This window comes from Providencia sp. UF-224 (assembly GCF_058245955.1).
On sequence record NZ_JBSICC010000029.1, the window covers coordinates 1 to 17718 of the forward strand.

The 17718-nt window shown below is 40.3% G+C and carries 14 protein-coding genes; 3 read left to right on the top strand and 11 right to left on the bottom strand.

Annotated elements, in window-relative coordinates; translation table 11 throughout:
- Window positions 1-134: 134 nt before the first annotated feature.
- Together AC4IFO_RS19150 and AC4IFO_RS19155 are read right to left on the bottom strand one after the other, a co-directional pair.
- The gene (locus AC4IFO_RS19150) at window positions 135-854 is read right to left on the bottom strand and encodes a TonB family protein (protein ID WP_490736819.1); all 720 of its coding nucleotides are present in this window, start codon (window positions 852-854) and stop codon (window positions 135-137) included.
- 126 nt (window positions 855-980) lie between these two features.
- A complete protein-coding gene (locus tag AC4IFO_RS19155) occupies window positions 981-1154 on the bottom strand; it encodes a YciY family protein (RefSeq protein WP_206086122.1) in 174 nt (57 codons plus the stop codon).
- A 289-nt stretch (window positions 1155-1443) separates the two neighbouring features.
- On the opposite strand from AC4IFO_RS19155, the gene cls reads away from it, so the two are divergent.
- Together cls and AC4IFO_RS19165 are read left to right on the top strand one after the other, a co-directional pair.
- Complete coding sequence (gene cls / locus AC4IFO_RS19160; RefSeq protein WP_349424563.1) at window positions 1444-2904, top strand: cardiolipin synthase; 1461 nt, start codon at window positions 1444-1446, stop codon at window positions 2902-2904.
- Window positions 2905-2926: 22 nt separating this feature from the next.
- A complete protein-coding gene (locus AC4IFO_RS19165; protein WP_490736821.1) occupies window positions 2927-3259 on the top strand; it encodes an HI1450 family dsDNA-mimic protein in 333 nt (110 codons plus the stop codon).
- A 38-nt stretch (window positions 3260-3297) separates the two neighbouring features.
- Here the strand turns inward: AC4IFO_RS19165 and AC4IFO_RS19170 are convergent, their stop codons facing one another.
- The 8 genes from AC4IFO_RS19170 to AC4IFO_RS19205 form a co-directional block, all read right to left on the bottom strand.
- Window positions 3298-4683, bottom strand: coding sequence for an SMI1/KNR4 family protein (locus AC4IFO_RS19170; protein WP_490736823.1), 1386 nt, complete (start codon window positions 4681-4683; stop codon window positions 3298-3300).
- 168 nt (window positions 4684-4851) lie between these two features.
- Entirely contained in the window at window positions 4852-5853 is a 1002-nt protein-coding gene (gene oppF / locus AC4IFO_RS19175) for a murein tripeptide/oligopeptide ABC transporter ATP binding protein OppF (protein ID WP_219247739.1), read from the bottom strand.
- Entirely contained in the window at window positions 5850-6839 is a 990-nt protein-coding gene (locus AC4IFO_RS19180) for an ABC transporter ATP-binding protein (protein ID WP_490736825.1), read from the bottom strand. The genes oppF and AC4IFO_RS19180 overlap by 4 nt, the downstream gene beginning before the upstream one ends.
- An 11-nt stretch (window positions 6840-6850) precedes the next feature.
- Window positions 6851-7759, bottom strand: a complete 909-nt coding sequence (gene oppC / locus AC4IFO_RS19185) for an oligopeptide ABC transporter permease OppC (protein ID WP_490736827.1) — start codon at window positions 7757-7759, stop codon at window positions 6851-6853.
- A gap of 13 nt (window positions 7760-7772) precedes the next feature.
- A complete protein-coding gene (gene oppB, locus AC4IFO_RS19190) occupies window positions 7773-8693 on the bottom strand; it encodes an oligopeptide ABC transporter permease OppB (protein ID WP_219247737.1) in 921 nt (306 codons plus the stop codon).
- A 67-nt stretch (window positions 8694-8760) separates the two neighbouring features.
- The gene (gene oppA, locus AC4IFO_RS19195; RefSeq protein ID WP_490736830.1) at window positions 8761-10401 is read right to left on the bottom strand and encodes an oligopeptide ABC transporter substrate-binding protein OppA; all 1641 of its coding nucleotides are present in this window, start codon (window positions 10399-10401) and stop codon (window positions 8761-8763) included.
- Window positions 10402-10491: 90 nt separating this feature from the next.
- Window positions 10492-12099 (bottom strand): ABC transporter substrate-binding protein, encoded by a 1608-nt coding sequence (locus AC4IFO_RS19200; protein ID WP_490736832.1) that lies wholly within the window; start codon window positions 12097-12099, stop codon window positions 10492-10494.
- Window positions 12100-12599: 500 nt separating this feature from the next.
- Window positions 12600-13244 (bottom strand): YchE family NAAT transporter, encoded by a 645-nt coding sequence (locus tag AC4IFO_RS19205; RefSeq protein WP_206086132.1) that lies wholly within the window; start codon window positions 13242-13244, stop codon window positions 12600-12602.
- A 498-nt stretch (window positions 13245-13742) separates the two neighbouring features.
- Between AC4IFO_RS19205 and adhE the strand changes: the two genes are divergently transcribed.
- Entirely contained in the window at window positions 13743-16451 is a 2709-nt protein-coding gene (gene adhE, locus AC4IFO_RS19210; RefSeq protein ID WP_490736834.1) for a bifunctional acetaldehyde-CoA/alcohol dehydrogenase, read from the top strand.
- 179 nt (window positions 16452-16630) lie between these two features.
- On the opposite strand, the gene AC4IFO_RS19215 is transcribed toward adhE, so the two are convergent.
- On the bottom strand, window positions 16631-17260 hold the full coding sequence (locus tag AC4IFO_RS19215) for a thymidine kinase (protein WP_490736836.1): 630 nt from the start codon (window positions 17258-17260) through the stop codon (window positions 16631-16633).
- Window positions 17261-17718: the final 458 nt, after the last annotated feature.

A 17718-nucleotide genomic window follows, 5' to 3' on the forward strand; every position in this document is an offset into this window, starting at 1 on the left:
GTTCGTTTAGTGATTGGTTTCATTGCACTCTCCAATTTTAAATTGAAAAAGTGTCAACCTTATTCAGGACGGGTCACCCTGAAATTAAAAAAGCACCTGTTATAAGGTGCTTTTTTATTGTATCAAGTAGTGAGTTACACTTGGCTAACCGTACCATCAAGTTTGAAGTAAATTTCCGTGACATAACCTTTTGCAGGTTGTTTTTCGAATGTCCAACGGTTCATTGCACGTTTAACATCCCGCTCAAACAAGCCTTTAGGAGACACTTCAACAAATTCGATATTCGTCACACGGCCGCCATCATCAATATCATAACGCACTTTAACATAACCTTCTTTCCCTAAACGACGTGCACGTTCAGGATAGACTGGTGCTTGTTTATGTAATGCCCTTGGGCCACTTTTCGCGGTAGATTGACTATTGCTCGCCCCGGTATTTTTCGCTGTCGTGACGGGGTTATTGTTGGTTTTCTGAGCCGTTGCATCTGATTTGATGTTATTCATCGCAAGTTGTTTTTCAACTGGCTTCACATCTTCTTTAATTTTTTTCTTCTCTTCCTGTTTTGGTTTTGGCTTTTTCTTCACTTCAGGTTTTTTCTTCGGTAATACAATTGCCGGTTCAACCACAGGTTCGGGTTCAGGTTCGATAATCGGTTCTGGCTCAGGTTCGACAGGCGTTTCAACTTCCTGAACAGGCTCTGACGCAGGTTCAGGAGCAGCAAAAGCAACCATCGCAATCGTCATTGGCTCAGGATCCCTCGCCAAATGAGGTTGATTAAAAATCCATGCCATCGCAAGGCCTGCATGAATAGATAACGAAATGACGATTATTAAACTCCAACGGATCCAACGCATATGCAATTTCTACCCTACACCTGTCTACCTAAAAGAATATAGTCGCTAGTTTAAATGCAAATAGCAATCATATTCAATAAGGTTTGTCATACAAAGTGAAAAATGTGAATGTGCACCTTAATAACCCTACTCAACCCATTGAGTAAAAAGCAGTGAGTGTCTACGGCGATAAATGTCGATTTTGCGCATCGCATAAATGTGCATGTTGCGTCTTGAATGCCCTTCCAGCCAGCGTCGGCGACGACGTTGCACTTGCCTCAACATTCTCCAACGACCGACTTCGTGCCTACTGCGTCTCATTTTCCTGCCCTTTTTTTATGAAAAAAACACTGTAAAAAAAATATTATATTCCTTTGAAAAAAAGTGCCAAGTAGAACTTTTAGCACGCCATTTCTGAATCGATATTAATATCAATTATTAACTATTAATGAACGAAACTATTATTTCCTTATGAATTGTCTATTACACAAAGCTTTTACTGCAAAATTTTGCTAAATTCTATTAAGTTAATATGTTGCTAACTGTTTTTTCAGGTAAAACTTCTTTTTTTGATGATATTCCCCTATTAGCGAGAGGCATGTAATCCATTATGGCAACCGTCTATACCCTTATGAGTTGGCTTCTTTTTTTCCTTTACTGGCTACTTATTGCCGCAATTACTGTACGCATTTTAGTAAAAAGAAGGCCTGTTACCTCAGCAATGACATGGTTGCTAATTATTTATATCCTTCCTTTAGTTGGGATCATTGCCTATGTCGCTTTCGGTGAACTTCATTTAGGCAAACGCCGCGTTGATAAAGCCCACCATATGTGGCCCTCTGTCGCCACATGGCTCGAAAACCTACGCCATTCAAAACATATTTTTGCAAATGAAAACAGTTCTGTCGCAGAGCCACTTTTTCAACTTATTGAAAAACGCCAAGGTATTGCAGGGGTTAAAGGGAATCGCATTCAGCTATTAACCACTTGCGAAGATTCATTAAAAGCCATTGTCAATGACATTAATAATGCTCAGCATTCTATCGAAATGGTGTTCTATATTTGGCAACCTGGAGGGTTAGTCGATGGCGTGACTGAAGCCCTGTTAAATGCAGCGAAGCGCGGTGTTAAGTGCCGTATTATGGTTGACTCCGCGGGAAGTTGGCACTTTTTCCGCAGTGATTACCCCGCTAAAATGCGTGCTGCCGGTATTGAATTTGTCGAATCTTTAAAAGTCAATTTAATGCGTTTCTTCTTACGTCGCATGGATTTACGTCAACACCGTAAAATTGTCATTATCGATAACTATATTTCATACACTGGAAGTATGAATATGGTCGACCCCCGCTATTTTAAACAGGACTCAGGTGTTGGTGAGTGGATTGATATTTTAGTGCGCATGGAAGGCCCAGTGAGTACCACGTTAGGGATTGTATATGCCTTTGACTGGGAAATGGAAACAGGCCAACGTATTTTGCCGCCACCTCCTGATAGCAATATTATGCCGTTTGAGCAAGCCAATGGGCACACCACTCAAACTATCGCTTCAGGGCCCGGTTTCCCTGATGAGCTCATACAACAATCGCTGATGACCGCCATGTTTTCTGCTCGCAAGCAGTTAATCATGACGACACCTTATTTTGTCCCTAGCGATGATTTACTGCACGCAATTTGTACGGCTGCGATGCGTGGTGTGGATGTCAGTATTATCATGCCAAGGCAGAACGATTCGTTCCTCGTCCGTTGGGCAAGCCGTTCATTTTACAGTGAATTACTCGAAGCGGGTGTAAAAATTTATCAATTTGAAGATGGCTTATTGCACACCAAAAGCGTTTTGGTAGATGGCGAACTCAGTTTAGTGGGCTCTGTTAACCTCGATATGCGCAGTTTATGGCTCAACTTTGAAATCACTGTCGTTATTGATGATAAAAGTTTTGGTAGCGATCTGACGTTAGTTCAGTATGATTATATGGCTCGCTCGACACGTTTAGAAATTGAAGAATGGGAACAGCGCCCATTCTGGAACCGTGTGGTTGAGCGCGTTTGTTATTTCTTTAGCCCACTGTTATAGCGTAAATGAATTAGGAAAGGTCATGACTGAGACACACAATACACATTTAATCGATGAAGACGATATCATTGAAATGGCTTATGACCTTTTCCTCGATGGTGCAATGGATAACCTAGAGCCTGCTGATCAACTGATTTTTGCCTTACAGTTTGAAGACTCAGGTGCAGCTGAAATTGTTGATTTAACAGATAGTTGGCAGGGTATTCTGGCGAATGAAGCTAATTTATCACAGTTCAGTGAAGTGATTATTGGGTTAGCGAAAACTCCCGATGACGAACTCGACGATATTTTTGCTCGTGTCTTAATTAGCCGTCATCCTACAAAACCTTTTCAGCATATCCTCTGGAAAAAATAACATGCAGTTGAGGGGCATTCGCCCCTCTTCTTCACAACTTAATCTTCTTTAGGAAAGTTGCCTGTCACTGAAAATTTTCGCAAATAATTCTGAATATTGGTTCTGACATATTCATTTTTCTCTTTTGGAAATTTTTCCCATGCGCATTCTAATAGAGGAATAACATCAGGTATTACAGTATTAAGTTCAACTAGTGTTCGAATGGCTAGACAAGCCATGTCACCATCATCTGACGTAATGCTTGGGTAAAAAAGTGCAGATTTTTCCTTAACATTCACATCGGAACTCGCTGCATAAAGAGCCGTTCTTGCAAGGTCAAGATTTGAATGTTCAAATAAATGAGCAAAATCTTCCGCTTGCGTGGCTGCTAAGTCTTTAAGTATATACCCTGCAAAGCGAATAAAATCAGCATCTTCCACATTTTTGATTAGCTGCAGGACATTATCTTTGTAATCGGCTAGGTTTTCTTTTTGATTAAAATAGATAGTGCTAATCGCTAAATTTTGCCATGAACGGTCAGCACTTTTTAACGCAGACATAAGGTATGAGGAGGCAATGTTAGGTGCATACTGCGCTAAAATTTTCAAAGCCAGCCTTGACTCGTCCCCTTGTTTTTCATTAATAATTTTGGTCAAAAACGTCAAGCCTTTATCAGATAAAAGCTTAAGCTTAGTCAACCCTGACAATGCCTGACATCTTAGTTCCGAACAATCCATTTGGTTGTATAAATCAAATAATGTTTGCTCATCACCGCCAATTCTGTGACCAAACCAACTGGTTTCATAGCCTTGAATAACTTCATCTAACCAACGTTCATACCATTGTGAAAAACTCAATTCGTAAGAAAAGAAGAAAGGCTGATTAGAACCACACCAATGGTTTGTATAAATAATCCGCCCTGCATATTCCCCAGTAATCACTAATAATAAATCATATTCACACCCACAGGTTCCAAGGTAAAAAATGCCTTGGTAAATATAATTTTCTCTTTCATCGAATTCTTCATCACTGCAATCATCATCGAGGAAAGTCAGTTTTTGCCATTCCTCTTCGCTCATATCAGGGCTTAGAATAGAAGGTAATGCTGCCGTTTGATCAAAACGACTTTCACTGTCTTCAAAACGAACAATGCCGTAGTAAGGCCCTAACCCCCCATTACCAATTTGTGTTAAAAACTGCACAAAATCTTGCGGTAATGTAGCCCCTGTTCGTTTTTCCCATTTTTCAATATCGGCTAAGGCAATGACAGGGTTTAATTCGTATTCATGGCTATCTGCACCAAATAGGTCTAACTCGCTATCCACTTGTTTAACCAGTGGAATTTTTTCTCGAATTCGCGTTAATACGTCGTTCGGATACTGCTCATTAATCTGCAGCCATTGGCGTAAAATCGCCTCTTCATCCTGTGAAAAATCAGTCGCCATTGATTTTTAAGCCCTTATTTATATGAATAACTAATTTATTAACATATTTTATATCCATTATTCATTAACAATTATCTGAACATGACTAAAAACGTTATTTTTAAGATTAATAACAAAAAAGCAGAGCCAATTGACCCTGCTTTTTACGTTAATTGTGCTTTAAAAGCATTATAGTGGATCGATTTTTAAACAAGATACCGCATGTTTAAAACTGCCCTCTAATAGTGGGCGAGTTTTTGCACACCCTTCATCTGCCAATGGGCAACGAGTTCTGAAAACACAACCTGAAGGCGGGTTAATCGGTGATGGCAATTCCCCCTCCAGTAATTCAATGGTTTTATTTTTTTCCTTGTCAGGATCTGGCACAGGAACAGCTGACATGAGCGCGCGAGTGTACGGGTGCAACGGGTTATTATAGACCTCATCATAGGTACCTAATTCCACAGCATGCCCCAAATACATCACTAATACTCGGTCCGAAATGTGCTTAACCACTGCTAAGTCATGGGCAATAAATATCAGCGATAATTTCATTTCCCGCTGTAATTCTTGTAGTAAATTCACGACTTGCGCCTGAATGGATACGTCCAGTGCAGAAACTGGCTCATCACAAATAACCAGTTTTGGCTCTAATATCAACGCCCTAGCAATACCAATTCGCTGGCACTGCCCCCCAGAAAACTCATGGGGATAGCGGTTAATTAAGTTCGGTAATAGCCCCACTCGCATCATCATCGCTTTCACTTTTTCGGTGATTTGCGATTGTGGCATTTTTGGGTGATAGGTTTTTAACGGTTCAGCAATAATGTCACCAATGGTCATTCTCGGGTTCAGAGATGCCAATGGATCTTGGAAAATCATTTGGATATCGCTGCGCACACTGCGCCATTCTTTATCGCTTTTACCTAATAGATTTTGGCCTAACCAGCTGACCGTACCATCCGTTGCTTTGACTAAACCGATTAATGCACGAGCAAAGGTGGATTTACCACAGCCAGACTCCCCAACAACACCCAAGGTTTCCCCTTCATATAACCGAAGTGTAACACCATCTACCGCTTTTAAACTTTTATCGGGTTGCCAAAACCACTGCTTTTTATCCCTAATGGAAAAATGCACTTTTAAGTCATTCACTTCCAATAAGACAGGCCTATTTTCATGAGTGGTCATACTAATTCCTCCATAGGCTTAAAGCAGGCACGCAGACGGGTTTGTGCAAAAGAAGATAAGGTAGGTTCACTCTCTACACATTGTTGGGTTGCATATTGGCAACGCGGTGAAAATGGGCAACCTTTTGGTAATCTTAATAAATTTGGTGGATTGCCCGGTATAGTTGCAAGGCTTTCATCATCCCCATCAAGCCGCGGAACCGCCGCTAACAAACCCAGAGAATACGGGTGGGATGGTTGATAAAAGATATCTTTTGCAGTGCCATATTCCATGGTACGTCCCGCATACATCACCAACACTTTGTCACAAACACCCGCCACGACACCTAGGTCATGGGTGATCAAAATAATCGCCGTATCAAACTCATCTTTCAGTTCATTCAGCAACGTCATGATTTGCGCTTGTACTGTCACATCTAACGCCGTTGTGGGTTCATCCGCAATCAGTAATTTTGGTTGGCACAGTAGTGCCATAGCAATCATCACCCGTTGACGCATTCCACCTGAAAATTCATGGGGATACATATTCATGCGCTTACGCGCTTCTGGCATTTTGACTGCATCCAACATTTTCACTGAGGCTTCGAATGCTTCACTTTTCCCCATACCCTTGTGAAGCATCAACACTTCAGATAGTTGCGTACCAATTTTTAAATAGGGATTTAATGACGTCATTGGGTCTTGGAAGATCATCGAAATTTCTTCCGCTCGCATCCGATTTAATTCTTTTTCTTTCAAATTAAGAATTTCACGACCATTAAACATCGCTGAGCCATTAATTCGGCCATTTTTTGCAAGGAGCCCCATTAACGCAAACGCGGTTTGCGACTTCCCTGAACCCGACTCCCCGACAATCCCCAAGGTTTCGCCTGCTCGTAAGTCAAAATTAAGTTTATTAACCGCCGTAACATCGCCATCTTGAGTGGAGAAAGTTACACTCAAATCTTTAACCGATAATAGAGGGCTTTTGGTTGAATTTATTGACATAACATTTCCCTCTAACGGTCTTTCGGGTCGAGGGCATCACGTAAGCCATCGCCGATAAAGTTAAAACAAAACAACGTGATAACCAGAAAACCAGCTGGAATCAATAATAACCAAGGTGTCACTTCCATTGAGTTTGCCCCATCGCTGAGTAAAGCACCCCAGCTACTAAGTGGCTCTTGTGTACCCAACCCCAAAAAACTCAGGAATGATTCAAACAGGATCATGCTTGGTACTAATAACGATGCATACACCACCACCACACCCAATACGTTTGGCACGATATGGCGTAAAATAATATGCCGAGTGCTGACACCGCAAACTAATGCCGCTTCAATAAACTCTTTACGTTTTAACCCCAGTGTTTGACCACGTACAATACGCGCCATATCGAGCCAAGAGACCATGCCAATTGCGACGAAAATCAATAAGATATTGGTGCCAAATAAGGTTACTAAGAGGATAACGAAGAACATAAATGGAAATGAATTTAGAATTTCCAATAAACGCATCATGATTGAGTCAACTTTACCACCCACATAACCTGCCAGTGAGCCATATAACGTCCCAACCACTACTGCCACCAGCGCAGCGGCAACACCGACCATCAGCGAGATGCGTCCACCAATTGCGACACGCACTAACAAGTCACGCCCTGAGGCATCGGTACCAAAATAATGACCTGTCGCCATATCTGGCGGCATAGACATCATCTCCCAATCGGTATCGTCATATAAAAATGGTGATAGCATCGGCGCAAAAATGACAAATAACGTGATTAAAAACAATACACATAGGCTAAAAATCGCGGCGCGGTTATGCATAAAACGGCGACGTGCATCTTGCCATAAACTGCGCCCTTCAATATCCAATTGCTCTGAAAAATTCGCCAGAGCGTCACTATTTTTTTGATTCGAAATCATAGCGGTTCTCCAATTAATAGCGAATTTTCGGGTCGATGACGGCATACAGCACATCGACAATAGCATTAAATGTAATGGTTAATATCCCAACTAAAATGGTTAAGCTCAGCACCAAGGAATAATCACGGTTAAGCGCGCCATTAACGAATAGCTGGCCAATTCCTGGTAAACCAAAAATGGTTTCAATTACCATCGAACCAGTAATAATCCCCACAAATGCAGGCCCCATATAGGAAAGCACTGGGAGCAACGCTGGTTTTAATGCATGGCGTAGAATGATAGTTCTTAGCGGTAAACCCTTAGCACGTGCAGTACGGATAAAGTTTGAATGCATAATTTCTATCATTGAGCCGCGAGTAATACGGGAGATACTGGCGATATAAGCTAATGATAGTGCCACCATTGGCAAGATCATGTGTTTCAAATTACCGCCATCCCAGCCACCACCGGGGAGCCATTTCAAATGAATGGCAAAGATCAGCACCAAAAGTGGTGCCACAACAAAGCTTGGGATGACAACCCCCGTCATGGCAAACCCCATGACTGTAAAGTCCCATTTTGTATTTTGATTAAGGGCAGCGATGACCCCTGCCGTGACACCAAATAATACGGCGACCACAAAGGCAGTTGCCCCTAGTTTTGCGGAAACTGGGAACGCTTTCGCCACTAAGTCATTGACGCTATAGTCTTTATACTTAAATGAAGGCCCAAAATCACCTTGGGAGAGTTGAATAAGGTAGTTGAAGTACTGCTTATACATTGGGTCATTTAAATGGTATTTGGCTTCAATATTTGCCATGACCTCAGGTGGTAGCTTACGTTCACCGGTAAACGGGCTACCCGGCGCTAAGCGCATCATAAAAAATGAGATGGTAATGAGAATTAAAAGAGTCGGGATCGCCTCAAGCACCCGACGCAAAATGAATTTCAGCATTGCTCGTTCCTACTTCTATTGCCCATTAGGCTAATATCTGGCCCCTTTCGGAGCCAGAGCATTGTTATTAGTGTTTGATAATATACAAATCTTTAGTATGTAAGTTATCTAATGGGTCTTTACCGCTATAACCACCCACATACGGTTTCACCAAGCGGGTATTAACGTAGTAGTAAAGCGGAACAATTCCTGAGTCTTTATCGAGTAATTTTTCAGCTTGTTGATATAAAGCTGCACGTTCTTCGTCCGTTTTCACCTGTAATGTTTTCTTCATTACAGCGTCAAAGTCCGTGTTTTTATAGTGAACGGTATTATTACTGCTGTAAGAAAGCAGCATGTTCAGGAATGAAGAAGGTTCGTTATAATCTGCGCACCATCCTGCACGGGCAACATCATAGTTACCTTGATGTCGGCTATCCAAGAATGTTTTCCACTCTTGGTTTTCGAGTTTAACGTCTGCGCCAATGTTTTTCTTCCACATAGAAGACGCAGCAATCGCAATACGTTTATGTAAGTCTGACGTGTTATATAACAAGTTGAATTTTAATGGGTTTGCTTTATTATAACCCGCTTCTTCTAACAGTTGTTTGGCTTTTTCATTGCGCTGTTCCTGAGTCATATTGGCATACCAATCTGGTTTCTCAGTTTTCATACCGCTGGTGAATGGTGGAGTAAAGCCATAAGCGGGGATATCCCCCTGCGCTTTCACTTTATAGGTAATTGTGTCTCTGTCCATCGACAGTTTTAACGCTTCACGAACTCGCGGGTCGTTAAATGGCGGTTTTTCATTATTAATTTCATAGTAGTAAATACACAGATAAGGACTTACGCGTAGCTCATTGGGCATATTTTGTTGTAAGCTTTTAAATTGCTCAATCGGTAAGTTACTGTACGTCATATCAATTTCACCACTTCGATAGCGGTTTACATCAGTCACTTCAGAGGAAATTGGCAGGAAAGTCACTTGGTCAATAACGGTATTCGCATTGTCCCAATAAGTTGGGCTACGCTCTAGTACAATACGCTCGTTAACCGTCCAATCTTTCAGTTTATACGCACCATTACCAACAAAGTTTTGTGGTTGTGTCCATTTCGCACCATTTTTTTCAATCACTTTTTTGTTCACTGGCGACATGGATGAGTGCGCTAATAATTTAGGAATATAAGGCACAGCTTCGCTGAGAGAAATCACTAATGTTTTGTCATCAAGGGCTTTAACGCCAAGCTCTTCTGGTTTTTTCTTGCCAGCAATAATGTCATCAACATTTTTGATATGCGCATACTGCAAATAACTTGCATATGGCGATGCGGTATCGGGGTCCGCTAAGCGCTGCCAGCTGTAAACGAAATCTTCTGCCGTGACAGGGTCACCATTTGACCATTTTGCGCCATCTCGAATTTTAAAGGTCCATTCGGTAAAATCTTTGTTTTCCCAGCTGGTTGCTGAGCCAGGTAAAATTTCCCCGTCTGGGCCAACAATAGTAATACCTTCAAATAGATCCCTTGCTAAAGCAGATTCAGGTACCCCTTCAATTTTGTGTGGATCTAAAGATTGTGGTTCTGAGCCGTTATTTCTCACCATTACTTGTTTTTCAGCAAGTTCAACACCTGCTGGAACCGTCGCAGCAAAACTGGTTGCTATTGACCCCATCGCTAACCCAGCTGTCACGCTAAGTGCAATAATCGATTTATTGATTAATTTACTCATCTTATCGGTTACTCCCATACATATTTATTATGATTGTGTGTTGATGCAGGTTTATCTTTGAGATAAACACTTTTTATAATTATTTGGATATTATTTATTAGGTTCACTTATATATAACCGCTTAATATCCGTATAATCAAGGGGGTCTTTACCTTTAAATCCACCAACGGTGGGTTTTACCATACGAGCGCTGACGCGATAATAGACAGGAACTAACGCAGAGTCCTTGTCTAGCAAGGCTTCAGCTTGTTGATAAATCTGATGACGCGCTTGTTCATTTGGCGCAGTTAATGCTTGTGCAAGTAATGCATCAAACGCAGTGTTTGAATAGAAACCTGTGTTATTGCTATTACCCGTTAGCATCATATTTAAAAATGCCGTTGGTTCATTGTAATCGGCACACCAAGTTGCCCTTGCAACGTCGTATTGCCCCTCATGGCGACTTTGTAAGGACGTTTTCCATTCCTGATTTTGTAATGTAACTTTAGCGCCAATATTTTTTTGCCACATAGACGCCGCAACAATGGCTTGCTGTTTATTTTGATCTGATGTGTTGTATAACAACGAAAATTTCAGGGGATTCTCTTTGGTGTAACCTGCCTCAGCCAGCAGAGCCTTCGCCCGTTGATAACGCTGCTCAGCAGGTAAACTAGCCCACTGTGGCGGAACAAAATTTCCATTATTAATAAACGTTGGCGTAAAACCATAAGCCACTGTTTGGCCTTGATTGATGATTTTATTTGTAATGGTTTCTCTATCTAACCCTAACTTAATCGCTTCCCTCACTCGAGGGTCATTAAAGGGTGGGCGTTTATTATTGATTTCATAATAAAAAGTACATAAATAAGGCCTTACATATAGCTCATTAGGCCTTTCTTGTTTCATTTTTTGATAAAGCGCAGGCGGAATAGCGGAATTGCTGATATCGGTTTCACCACTGCGATAGCGGTTGATATCACTGACTTCTGATGAAATCGAGAGGAACGTTGCTTGGTCTATCTTGCTCTGCGCGTTATTCCAATATAATGGGTTACGTTTGACAACAATGCGCTCGTTAACCACCCATTTATCCAGTAAATAAGCCCCATTTCCCACAAAATTTTGTGGTTGAGTCCATTTATCACCATATTTTTCAACTGTTTGTTTGTGAACAGGTTTCATGGCGGTATGGGATAACATATCGACAAAATAAGGCACTGGGTGGCTGAGTGTGACTTGTAAATGATGGGAGTCTAAGGCTTTTACGCCAAGTTCATTGACAGGCTTTTTACCTGCAAGGATCTCATCTGCATTTAAAATATAAGCATTTTGTAGGTAACTTGAATAAGGTGAACCTGTTGTGGGATCCGCAAGCCGTTGCCAACTATACACAAAATCATCTGCGGTGACAGGCGTTCCATCACTCCATTTTGCATCATCTCTGAGTGTGAAAACCCAAGTTATGTAATTATCGTTTTCCCAGCTTTTTGCCACACCCGGTGTCACTTTTCCATCGACATCCGTATAAACCAAACCTTCTAACAGATTTAAAATGATATTACTTTCAGGAACCCCTTCCACTTTGTGGGGGTCAAGGGAGGCGACTTCTGAGCCGTTGTTAATGACAATTGACTGTACTGGCTTAGCTGAATTCGCGCTTACATAGGATGATGCAAAAAATAATGACAGAGCTCCCAAACCTATTGCCGTTCTTATCATTTTGTCCCTCATGATTAGCAACCTTCACTGTGATTAATTAAACCCTTTAGCTAGCCACACATAGCCAAATTTATCCTTTAGATACAAATAATCAAAACAACTAATTAACATTTGTTAGTTAAAAATTTTATATCAATCTTAAAATAATCTTGCACAGATAACATAAAACCCTTTAAATTCAATAAAATGCTTTACTCTTCGTTGTGTGGCGCAGTACATTCCCCCTTCACTCTTCCAAACATATCATTAACAAACACCAATTAGAATAGTGAATAAATTTACGCAGCTCACAATTCCTTACTTTTTATCCCTGATTTAGCAAAAAATGCGACATTAAATTACAGATAAGACTGTTTCTATTGCTGATTGTTTATGACAAAAAAAGTGAATTTACGACATATCCTGCTGTTGGATACTTTGAGGCTGTATTGGGAAGGTGGTAATTATCTCAATGCCGCTACTTGCAAAAATGCATAACAGCGGCATTGGAAAGAAATGGCTTAGAGTAAACCGGGGAAAAGTGCTTTGACACCAGTGACGATAAATTCGATGCCAAGGGACATCAGTAATAATCCCATGATCCTCGTGACAACGTTGATCCCTGTTTGCCCTAAATAGCGGACTAATAATGAGGCGGAGCGAAACAATAACCAGCAACAAAAAGCAAAGAAAATACTGGTGAGGGCTAAACCTAAAAAATTCTGCCAACCGTGCCATCTTGAAGACCAGACAATACAAGAACTTATTGCCCCCGGCCCTGCCATTAGCGGCAATGCTAAAGGCACAACACCTATGCTGTCACGAACAGCTGTTTCTGTTTTTTCCTGTTTATTCTGTTTATCTTCACCAATTTTTCCGCTTATCATTGACATTGCAATGGTAACAATCAATATCCCCCCAGCAATACGGAACGAATCAATTGAGATCCCAAATAACTGTAGGATTGAGTCACCAATCAATAATGAAGTACATAAAATAATAGCAACTGAAGTATTCGCAATGGTGTTGGTTTTATTTCTCCCAGCATTACTCTGGTAATTAGTCATACTGATAAACACAGGTAAAATACCCACAGGGTTTACCAGCGCAAATAGACCGATGAAAAACTTAATGTAGCCCGATAGGTCAAGTAATGCAGCACTCACTCATTCAATTCCTTAAATAACTCTGGTTAGAGATGTATTGATATCTTTTTTAATTTTATCACTGATGTAACAAATTTCCTTGAGCAAAGCACTATTTTCTGTAGATGTCTCTTTTTACCCCATTTTTTGTTAGCTTTATTATCAATCTCGATGCATTTAGCTTACTTATGTGAAAGTTAATTAATACACCAACAACACTATTTCAAACAGTACAAAAACAACCATGCTGAAAGGTGTCAGCTTGCTATTTTCGTGATTTAGATCACTTTATTTAATTTCTGTTTTGTTAATCTATCCTTAACTGATAGACCGAGTTATTGATAAGCTATTCATCAATAATTCACGTTTTAACAAGGTTTTTAAGCCAATAGGCGATGATGAGCTACGTTATTATTAATATTATCTATACTTTCTTTTTTAGGCAGTCTTTTTTAACCCTGTTTATAGATACATTGCTCATTGGCTTAAAAAGTTTAACATTTATCAGGAGTAATCTATATGTCCGTAACTAACGTTACCGAACTCAATGAACTCGTTGCTCGTGTCAAAAAAGCTCAACGCGAATTCGCTAGTTTTTCGCAAGAAAAAGTAGATGAAATCTTCCGCGCTGCTGCCCTTGCTGCTGCTGATGCACGTATCCCTCTTGCAAAACTCGCTGTAGAAGAGTCTGGTATGGGTATTATTGAAGATAAAGTGATCAAAAACCACTTTGCTTCCGAATATATCTATAATGCATATAAAGACGAAAAGACCTGCGGTGTTCTATCTGAAGACCCAACATTTGGTACAATTACGATTGCAGAACCTATTGGGATTATCTGCGGTATCGTACCAACAACAAACCCAACATCAACAGCTATTTTTAAATCGCTGATTAGCTTAAAAACACGTAATGCCATTATTTTCTCTCCGCACCCACGTGCGAAAGTGGCAACTAACCGTGCAGCGGAAATTGTTCTTAATGCCGCTATTGCAGCAGGCGCACCAAAAGATATTATTGGCTGGATTGATTCCCCATCCGTTGAATTATCCAATGCATTAATGCACCACCCTGATATTAACCTGATCTTAGCGACAGGTGGCCCAGGTATGGTAAAAGCAGCTTACAGCTCAGGTAAACCAGCCATTGGTGTGGGTGCGGGTAATACCCCAGTTGTTATCGATGAAACCGCCGATATTAAACGCGCAGTGGCTTCTATTTTAATGTCCAAAACCTTCGATAACGGCGTTATCTGTGCATCTGAGCAGTCTGTTGTTGTTGTCGATGAAATTTATAACCAAGTACGTGAACGTTTTGCAAACCATGGCGGTTATTTACTGCAAGGTAAAGAACTCAAAGCCGTTCAAGATATTATTTTAAAAAATGGTAACTTAAATGCCGCTATCGTGGGGCAACCTGCGCATAAAATTGCGGAAATGGCAGGCATTACGGTACCAATAAATACCAAGATTTTAATTGGTGAAGTAAAACTGATTGATGAGTCTGAACCTTTTGCCCATGAAAAACTATCGCCACTGTTAGCGATGTATCGCGGCAAAAACTTTGAAGATGCGGTAGCAAAAGCGGAGCAATTGGTTGAAATGGGCGGTATTGGCCACACCTCTTGCTTATATACAGACCAAGATAATGAACATGTACGTGTAAATTATTTCGGTCAAAAAATGAAAACAGCACGTATCCTGATCAACACCCCTGCTTCACAAGGTGGGATTGGTGACTTGTATAACTTTAAATTAGCCCCTTCTCTCACGCTCGGCTGCGGTTCTTGGGGTGGTAACTCCATCTCCGAAAACGTTGGTCCTAAACATTTGATTAATACCAAAACTGTAGCGAAGAGAGCTGAAAATATGTTGTGGCATAAACTTCCAAATTCAATCTACTTCCGCCGTGGCTGTTTACCGATTGCCCTTGAAGAGATTGCGACTGATGGTGCAAAACGTGCATTTATCGTCACCGATGGCTACTTATTTAATAATGGCTATGTGGATGAAGTGGTTAATGTTCTCAAAAAACACCATATTGAAACTGATGTTTTCTTTGAAGTTGAAGCCGACCCAACGTTAACAGTTGTTCGCAAAGGTGCGGCACAAATGCAAGCTTTCCAACCTGATGTCATTATCGCATTAGGTGGCGGTTCCCCAATGGATGCGGCGAAAATCATGTGGGTTATGTACGAGCACCCTGAAACGCATTTTGAAGAACTGGCATTACGCTTTATGGATATCCGTAAACGTATTCACCGTTTCCCTAAAATGGGCGTGAAAGCAAAATTAGTGGCTATCACAACCACATCAGGTACAGGTTCTGAAGTCACACCATTTGCAGTTGTGACCGATGATAAAACAGGGCAAAAATACCCATTAGCCGACTATGCATTAACGCCAAATATGGCAATTGTCGATGCTAACCTTGTCATGAACATGCCAAAATCATTAACTGCTTTTGGTGGTTTAGATGCGGTCACCCACGCATTAGAAGCTTATGTTTCCGTATTGGCCAATGAGTTTACCGATGGTCAAGCATTAAAAGCACTAAGCTTATTAAAAGATTATCTGCCAGCGAGTTATCATGAAGGTGCCAAAAACCCAGTAGCACGGGAACGTGTACACAATGGTGCAACCTTAGCGGGTATTGCCTTTGCTAACGCTTTCTTGGGTGTATGTCACTCAATGGCACACAAACTTGGCTCTGAGTTCCATATTCCTCATGGTCTGGCAAATGCGCTATTAATCTGTAACGTTATCCGTTTCAATGCGAACGATAACCCAACCAAACAAACTGCATTCAGCCAATACGACCGTCCTCATGCGCGTCGTCAATATGCTGAGATTGCAGATCATCTCGGTCTAACAAATCCAGATGACCGTACGGGTGTTAAAATTGAGAAGTTATTAGCGTGGTTAGATGAAATTAAAGCTGACTTAGGTATTCCTAAATCCATCCGTGAAACAGGTGTTGCGGAAGCTGATTTCTTAGCGCGTGTAGATAAGCTGTCTGAAGATGCTTTCGATGACCAATGTACCGGGGCAAACCCACGTTATCCATTAATCTCTGAAATTAAACAGTTATTATTGGATTCCTATTATGGTCGTGATTTTGTGGAGCACGCAGGTGCACCATCTGTTGAACTGAAAACAGAAAAGAAAGCTGTTGAGAAAAAAGCAGCCCCTAAAAAAGTTGCTGAAAAAAAACCATCTAAAAAATAATTCTTAGTGGTAATTAAATAATAAAGGCACCGCAAATGCGGTGCCTTTATTGTCTCTGTCGATAATATAATGGTATTAAAATACAATCATATATTAGATGAACTAAAGCACTTAGCCACTCATTCAAACACATCAAACTCTTCGGACTATATCGTTTATCTTACTGACTATTTTTAAACTTAATTAAAATCGATACCCTTTTTAGGAATAGTGCCTAAGTCCATTAATTTTGCTTGTTCTATCGCATCGGCATAATGCTTACGACATACAGAGATATACTTCTCATTACCGCCTATATCAACCTGTGCACCTTCGTAAACAGGAATACCATCACTACCTACACGTAATACTTTATTCGCTTTACGGCCACAGTAACAAACGGTTTTAAGCTCAACAAGCTTATCAGCCCACGCAAGTAAATATTGACTCCCTTCAAATAACTGCCCTGCAAAGTCTGTTCTTAAGCCATAACATAAAACAGGGATATCACTGTTATCAACAATATCGCATAATTGCTCTACTTGTTGTTTAGTTAAAAATTGACACTCATCAATAAGAACACAATGTACTTTTTGTGCGCTATTTTCTTGCTTAATAACCTCTGCCATATTGGTTAATGGTGAGAATAATAAAGCTTCAGCTGATAAACCAATGCGCGAAGATACCTTCCCCTGGGCAAAACGATTATCAATCTCTGCCGTGAATATCAACGTCCGCATTCCTCTTTCGTTATAGTTATACGATGACTGTAACAAAGACGTTGATTTCCCTGCATTCATCGCTGAATAATAAAAATAAAGCTGAGCCATCTGGCAGTTTCCTCAAAAATAATATCCAAAATATTTTACCATAAAACATGTTCTTGGATTAACTATAACCACTCACACTTACTTTACTTATTGAAAGTTTAACTTTTTTTACGTAAACATATCTGTGTTTTATACTTATAATGATTACCTTATATGCAATAAAAGCTAATTTTATATTAACAATAAACAGCCTGACTAAAGCACATTACAGTAAATTTTCTCATCAAAAAATGAAAATTTAAGTTAATCTCTACCCCAATTATTCTGAGTTAATGTAAAAAAAGACCTTTTACTCGTTTTGAAGAATATTAAGTTTGTTAAGCTTTTCCATATTGCTATTTTTTTCATTAGTTCAGTTATTGATAATAGTGGTATATATATCTACCAAAAGTTTATATTTCTTTAGTAAAAAAATTGCATTCGTTAAAGATTACTTTTAAACTAGGGAAGTAATTTAG